The 389-nt window shown below is 66.3% G+C and carries 1 protein-coding gene; it reads left to right on the top strand.

Translation table 11 applies throughout. The annotated features are described in order from the left end of the window. On the top strand, nt 1-389 hold a 389-nt coding region (locus tag ON30_RS27735), incomplete at both ends, for an acyl carrier protein (protein ID WP_040711858.1).

Genomic DNA, 389 nt, shown 5'->3' on the forward strand with positions numbered 1-389 from the left:
TTGGGTTTCGATTCGTTGACGGCGGTGGAGTTGCGGAATCGGTTGTCGGCGGCGACGGGGTTGCGGCTTCCGGCGACGTTGGTGTTCGACCGTCCGACGGTGGCGGAGGTGGTGCGGTTCCTGCTGGGTGAGATCTCCGGCACGGCGGGGTCGACGGAATCGCCTGTCGACGGGAAGGTTTCCGATGAGCCGGTGGCGATCGTGGCGATGGCGTGTCGGTATCCGGGCGGGGTTCGTTCGCCGGAGGATCTGTGGCGGGTGGTGGTCGAGGGTCGTGATGTGATCGGGGGGTTCCCGGTCGATCGTGGTTGGGCGGCGGATCTGTTCGATCCCGACCCGGATCGTGCGGGTCACAGTTATACCGACCGGGGCGGATTCCTCTACGACGC

This window comes from Nocardia takedensis NBRC 100417, assembly GCF_000308695.1.
Taxonomy (GTDB): domain Bacteria; phylum Actinomycetota; class Actinomycetes; order Mycobacteriales; family Mycobacteriaceae; genus Nocardia; species Nocardia takedensis.